The sequence below is a fragment of the Acutalibacter sp. genome, from assembly GCF_056800975.1.
Genome location: NZ_JBQISV010000121.1, coordinates 1 through 5,495, shown reverse-complemented (window position 1 = coordinate 5,495; position 5,495 = coordinate 1). Strand labels below are relative to the sequence as shown.

Annotated in this window: 5 protein-coding genes; 3 read left to right on the top strand and 2 right to left on the bottom strand. The window is 62.5% G+C overall.

The genetic code is table 11. The features are described 5' to 3' along the window. Window positions 1-310 precede the first annotated feature (310 nt). Window positions 311-1,033 (bottom strand): TM2 domain-containing protein, encoded by a 723-nt coding sequence (locus ACTO5E_RS09980; protein ID WP_482303333.1) that lies wholly within the window; start codon window positions 1,031-1,033, stop codon window positions 311-313. Between the two features lie 16 nt (window positions 1,034-1,049). Next, window positions 1,050-1,385 (bottom strand): TM2 domain-containing protein, encoded by a 336-nt coding sequence (locus tag ACTO5E_RS09975; RefSeq protein ID WP_482303332.1) that lies wholly within the window; start codon window positions 1,383-1,385, stop codon window positions 1,050-1,052. A 339-nt stretch (window positions 1,386-1,724) separates the two neighbouring features. On the opposite strand from ACTO5E_RS09975, the gene ACTO5E_RS09970 reads away from it, so the two are divergent. From ACTO5E_RS09970 to ACTO5E_RS09960, 3 genes are all read left to right on the top strand, one after another. Continuing rightward, complete coding sequence (locus ACTO5E_RS09970) at window positions 1,725-2,834, top strand: serine/threonine protein phosphatase (RefSeq protein WP_482303331.1); 1,110 nt, start codon at window positions 1,725-1,727, stop codon at window positions 2,832-2,834. Between the two features lie 216 nt (window positions 2,835-3,050). Next, window positions 3,051-3,998: a hypothetical protein gene (locus tag ACTO5E_RS09965; RefSeq protein ID WP_482303330.1), complete on the top strand. Its 948-nt coding sequence runs from the start codon at window positions 3,051-3,053 to the stop codon at window positions 3,996-3,998. Between the two features lie 98 nt (window positions 3,999-4,096). Next, window positions 4,097-5,101, top strand: a complete 1,005-nt coding sequence (locus ACTO5E_RS09960) for a phage major capsid protein (protein WP_482303329.1) — start codon at window positions 4,097-4,099, stop codon at window positions 5,099-5,101. Window positions 5,102-5,495: the final 394 nt, after the last annotated feature.

Genomic DNA, 5,495 nt, shown 5'->3' with positions numbered 1-5,495 from the left:
CTTCCCCGTGGGGTTGCCCCCTCACCCCCCTCCCAAAGGGGCCAACCTATCAGCATCGTGGTAGGGGCTTGCTCCCAGCAGGGCCAAAAGGCGGGCAACCTAATAGCATCGTGGTAGGACCTTGCTCCCAGCAGGGCCAAAAGGCGGGCAGCCTAATAGCATCGTGGTAAGGCCTTGCTCCCAGCAGGGCCAAAAGGCGGGCAACCTAATAGCATCGTGGTAGGGCCTTGCTCCCAGCAGGGCCAAAAAGGCGGATTAAAAATAAAAAAACGCCTGGAGAGGGGGGCTCGCAGGCGTTTTTGGGGTGGGGCTAGTCTCTTAGGATGACGCCGTTGCCGTCAAACTTGGGGGTGGCAGAGGCGAGCAGGCTGACCGCCTCTACCATGCCCCAGATTGCCACGGCTACTGTGGACAGGCCGCAGGTGAACAGGCCGCCGGCCAGCGAAACTACCAGCTGAACCACGCCCCGGGTGTTGTTGCCCAGATAGAAATTGTGAATGCCCAGGGAGCCAAAGAGGAAAGCCAGCAGGCCTGCCGCCAAACGGCTCTTCTGCTGATACCCCGGAGGAGGCGTGGTGTATTTGGGCTGCTGCACCGGCTGGGGCTGATAGCTCTGGGCGGTGTAGTTGGGGGGCTGATAGTTGGGGTCGTAGCCCGGCTGAGGCTGTTGGTTGGGGTCGGGCTGGGTGTTGAAGTTGTAATTGTAGGTGGCATACTGCACCGGCTGGGGCTGAGGCTGCTGGGCCTGGGCCGTGGGCGGCTCGGGCGCCCGGGGCGGCTCAGGGAACTGGATGGACGGGACCACCGGGTCCGGCTCCAGAGTGAGCTGGGGAACGGGCTTCTGCCAGGCAGGCTGCTCCTGCGCCGGCTGTTCGGCCGGGGCTTGCTCCGGGTCGGGCTGGGGCGCGGCCTGCTCAGCGGCGGGCTGCTGGGGAGCGGCGGGCTGGTCCTGGCCGCTCTGTCCGGCGGGAGCGGGCTCCGCAGCCGGCTGGGGGGCCTGGGGGTTCTGTTCCTTGTTTTCCATATCAGTCATGATGGGCTCCTCCTTCTCAGTCTTTCAGAAATACGCCGTTGGCGTCGGTGTTGATGCGGCCGTCCAGAATCTTGACGCCCTCCAGAATGCCCCAGATCATCATAAAGATGGCCCCGAAGCCGCAGGTGAGAAAGGACACCAGAAGCTGGATGAGTCCCCGGGAGGTGTTGCCCAGGTAAAAGCTGTGCAGCCCATAGGCGCCGGTCAGTATGGCCAGAACGCCTGCCGCGGCGCGGCTGCGCTGAATGTAGCCGGGAGGGGGATCGATGCCGGTCTGGGGCTGATATTGGGGGGGATTGTACATGGGCTGCTGGCCCTGGGGCTGATAGCCCCCGTTGTTATAGTCTGCCATGTGAATGCACCTCTTTTGGAAGTTTGAAAAATTTTGCCTGAAATTCACGGGTTCTTTTTGATGAGTCTATCTTACCATGAATGGACAGAGGAAAGCAAGGGGAGAAGCGGAAAAGTAAGGGAATCTTAAATTGTAGAAAGGGTTTTGACAGACCCAGGTGGGATTTTTGAAAAAATTTTATTTTTTTTCTTAAAAAGTTGCGTCTTTAAGAGCAACTTTTTGGGTTTTTAGAGGGTTATATGAGAGGTGTTTTTAAGGGAATGAACGTTCGACACGAAAGGAGGGGGCCGGAGCCCGGAACAGCTCTCAAATGTCAACAGGAAAGGAGAGAAGCGGGATATGCTGGGGTTTCGGAAGAAGCGGGAGACAGGGGCGGTAAGCGTGCAGACCCGGCCCGCCGGCCTGGGCGGACTGCCTGTGAACGCAGGGGAGCGGGAGCTGTACCGGGCGTTGCGGGAGAGGGTGCCCATTATCGACGCGGCCATCTATAAGCTGCGGCGGCTGATTGGCAGCTTTACCGTGTCCTGTCCCGACCCGGAGGCCCAGGCCAGGCTGAGGGAGTTTCTGGCCGGGGTGCAGGTAAACGCCGCCGGGGCGGGCGTCCACGAGTTTTTGGGCATTTACTTGGAGGAGCTGATCACCTACGGCAACGCTGTGGGGGAGATGGTGGTGTCCGGGGGCCGGCTGGCGGCACTTTACAATGCGGGACTGCGGGACCTGGACCTGGAACCGGACGGGGCGCTGGGGGTAAAGGTTTCTGTGGTAGAGGCCGGGGGCCGGCGGGCCTGCCCTTACCCGGAGCTGCTGCTGGTTTCGGCGTTGAACCCGGCGGCAGGGTCTCCCTGGGGGACCTCGCTTTTGCGGGGCCTGCCCTTTGTGAGCGGGGTGCTGCTGCAAATTTACCAGACCATTGGGGTGAACTGGGAGAGAATGGGCAATGTGCGCTTTGCGGTGACCTGCCGCCCGGAGGGGAGCATGGGCAATGCCGCCGGCCGGGCCAGACAGGTGGCCGAGGAGTGGAAGAAGGTCATGTCCAGCCATGCCCCCAGGGACTTTGTAGCGATTGGGGACATCTCCATCCAGGCCATTGGGGCGGACCACCAGATTCTGGAGAGCGAGGTGCCGGTGCGGCAGATGCTGGAGCAGATTGTGGCCAAGCTGGGGCTGCCGCCCTTTCTGCTGGGCCTGTCCTGGTCCTCCACCGAGCGCATGTCCAGCCAGCAGGCGGATGTGCTCACCAGCGAGCTGGAGGCCTACCGGCGGATTCTGACGCCGGTGGCGCAGAAGATTTGCCGCACCTGGCTGGCCCTGGAGGGCTATGCCCCGGAGTGCAGCCTGGAGTGGGAGGAGATCACCATGCAGGACGAGGTGGACCATGCCAACGCCCTGTACGCCGCCGCCCGGGCCAGAAGGCTGGACGCGGAGCTGGACCGGACAGAGGGGGAGTAGAGCAGCGGCCCGGAGGGGGAAGGGAGGGGAGCGGTACGGCAGGGGGGCGGGTGGGGAGGGCGCACGGGCCTTACGGGGGAGCAGGGCCCGCGCGCAACGCCGTGTGAGGGAGCTCTTGCTGGTCAACCGCGCTTTTGCCTGAGCCCACAGAAAAAAGGACCTGGATGGAGGACAGAGCGGCGGAAGTCAACCCAATGAACGAAAGGAAGTGGAGCTGTGAAGGAAGGTACAGTGATCAAGTCGGCGGGAACGCCGGGGCCGGAGGAGATGGCGGAGGTCAACCGCTACACCCGCAGGGCCTATCTGCCAGAGGAGGTGTACACCTTCGCCCTGGTGCTGTGCGACAATGAGATCGACCGGGACTTTGAGCGGTTCGCGGTGGAGAGCCTGGAAAAGCTCCGGGAGCTGTTTTTGGGCAAGACCTGTATTCTGGACCACGAGCGCAAAAGCGTCAACCAGACGGCGCGCATCTACCACACGGAGCTGGAACAGGTACAGGGCGAGGCCACCCAGGCGGGGGAGCCTCTTGTCAGGCTGACCGCCCGGGCTTATCTGCCCCGGACAGAGGGGACCAAGGAGACCGTGGAGCTGATTGACAGCGGCATCCTGAAGGAGGTGAGCGTAAGCTGCTCGGTGCAGCGCACGGTGTGCGGCCTTTGCGGCAAGGAACGCTGCGCCCATGAAAAGGGAAAAACCTACGGGGGCCGCCTGGCCCACCGGGTGCTGCTGGACCCTGCCGACGCCTACGAGTGCTCCTTTGTGGCAGTGCCCGCCCAGCGGGGGGCGGGGGTAGTCAAGTCCCACGGTGCTCGGGGCGTCAGTGTAGAGAAGCTGCTGCAATGCCCCCCTGGGGAGGATGTTCTGCTGACCAAGGGTCAGGTCAAGGAGATCGGGCGGCGGTTTCAGGAGCTGGCGGAGCGGGCCCGCTGGGGCGGGCAGTACCGGCGGGAGTTGGAGAGGAACGTGTTGAAATACAGCGCCCTTGTGCAGCCTGACATGCCCCGGGCAGTGATGGAGGCGGCGTTGAAGGGGCTGGACATGGAAGCGTTGGCGCAGATGGAAAAGACCTATGAGCGCATGGCCCAGCGGAGCCTGCCGCTGAAGCCCCAGCTGGCGGCGGAGAGGCCGGAGCAGCAGGCCAGAAACAGCGAATTCCAAATCTAACCAGCGCCAGCGCAGGCGCTGGTGGGCCTTGGCTTGACCGAGGAGGGCCAAAGCAAACAAGAGAAAAAACAGGCAACAGATTAAAGGAGGAGCACAGCATGGCATATTTTGAGAACATTTCTTTGGAGAAGGGCATGTATTCCACCCCGGGCAAAAGCTTTACCCAGGTGTTGGAGGAGCTGGACAGCAGCGAGAACTATCGGGGCACTGCCCTGGATGGTCTGGACGCCTACCAGCGTCAGCTGAAACGCTTTGCCATCAAGGTCAGCGGCCCTGAGTCGGGGACCGTGGAGCAGTTCTTTCAGAGCAGCTCCAGCGCGGCGCTGTTCCCGGAGTATGTGGCCCGGGCCGTGGGCCAGGGCATGGAGAGCGGTGGGAAGATCGAGGACCTGGTAGCCGGGGTCACCAGAATCGACGGGCTGGACTACCGCAGCATCTCCATGGGAGCCGCCGCCCCTGCTCCGGACGAGACAGCCGAGGCCGCTCAGCTGCCCACCACCGACATCCGCACCAACGCCCAGCTGGTCAAGCTGCGCAAGCGGGGCCAGGTGCTGGCCGCCAGCTACGAGGCCCTGCGCTTCCAGAAGCTGGAGCTGCTCACCGTGGCCCTGCGGCAAATCGGCGCGTACATTGCCGCCGCCCAGAAAAAGGACGCGGTGGACACGCTCATCAATGGGGACGGAAGTCAAGAGGGCATTGCGTTCGTCACCGGCGGCGCGCCCGGTTACGCAGACTTCATCGGCCTGTGGGGCAAGCTGTCGCCCTTTACCCTGAACACCGTGGCGGCAGGCACCGCCATGATGCAGAAGCTGCTTCAGGTGCCGGAGTTCAAGGACGCCCAGGCGGGAATGAATTTTCAGGGCACGGGAAAACTCTGCACCCCCCTGGGGGCCAAGCTCCTCCATGTGCCGGACATGCCCGAAAACAAAATTGTGGTGCTGGACAAGAGCTGCGCCCTGGAAATGGTCCAGTCCGGGGGCATTGTCACAGACTATGACAAGCTCATCGACCGCCAGCTGGAACGGGCCGCTGTCAGCGTGACCTGCGGCTTTGCCCGTCTCTTTGCCGGGGCGGCGGCTGGGCTGGACTGCACCCAGGGGTAAGCCGGTCACCGGAAACAGCGCGACCCCTGTAAACCATTACTAAAAGTATAGTCGGGCTGGGGCGGGCCGGGAGCCCACCCTGTAAGCCCCGATATCTGAGAGGTTGCCTATGAAATTGGATGTAGAGCGGATTATAGAGAGATTCCAGCTGTTCAGCGGCGAGGCTTCGGACGGGAGCGGCCCAGGGCAAGCCAGTCAAAAAAAGCAGCGCGACCCCTGTAACCGATTACCAAAATATAGACGGGCTGGGGCGGGCCGGGAGCCCACCCCGTAAGCCCCGATATCTGAGAGGTTGCCTATGAAATTGGATGCAGAGCGAATTATAGAGAGATTCCGGCTGTTCAGCGGCGAGGCTTTGGACGGGAGCGACCCAGGGCAAGCCAGTCAAAAAAAG